At 53.1% G+C, this 786-nt stretch carries 1 rRNA gene; it reads left to right on the top strand.

The features are described from left to right. A 23S ribosomal RNA gene (locus ACJHYW_RS25270) occupies positions 1-786 on the top strand; the annotation flags it as partial.

Genomic DNA, 786 nt, shown 5'->3' on the forward strand with positions numbered 1-786 from the left:
TTGGCTTAGAAGCAGCCATCATTTAAAGAAAGCGTAATAGCTCACTGGTCGAGTCGGCCTGCGCGGAAGATGTAACGGGGCTAAACCATGCACCGAAGCTGCGGCAGCGACACTATGTGTTGTTGGGTAGGGGAGCGTTCTGTAAGCCTGTGAAGGTGTACTGTGAGGTATGCTGGAGGTATCAGAAGTGCGAATGCTGACATAAGTAACGATAAAGCGGGTGAAAAGCCCGCTCGCCGGAAGACCAAGGGTTCCTGTCCAACGTTAATCGGGGCAGGGTGAGTCGACCCCTAAGGCGAGGCCGAAAGGCGTAGTCGATGGGAAACAGGTTAATATTCCTGTACTTGGTGTTACTGCGAAGGGGGGACGGAGAAGGCTATGTTGGCCGGGCGACGGTTGTCCCGGTTTAAGCGTGTAGGCTGGTTTTCCAGGCAAATCCGGAAAATCAAGGCTGAGGCGTGATGACGAGGCACTACGGTGCTGAAGCAACAAATGCCCTGCTTCCAGGAAAAGCCTCTAAGCATCAGGTAACATCAAATCGTACCCCAAACCGACACAGGTGGTCAGGTAGAGAATACCAAGGCGCTTGAGAGAACTCGGGTGAAGGAACTAGGCAAAATGGTGCCGTAACTTCGGGAGAAGGCACGCTGATATGTAGGTGAAGTCCCTCGCGGATGGAGCTGAAATCAGTCGAAGATACCAGCTGGCTGCAACTGTTTATTAAAAACACAGCACTGTGCAAACACGAAAGTGGACGTATACGGTGTGACGCCTGCCCGGTGCCGG

This window comes from Escherichia sp. WS3063, assembly GCF_046486595.1.
GTDB lineage: Bacteria > Pseudomonadota > Gammaproteobacteria > Enterobacterales > Enterobacteriaceae > Escherichia > Escherichia coli.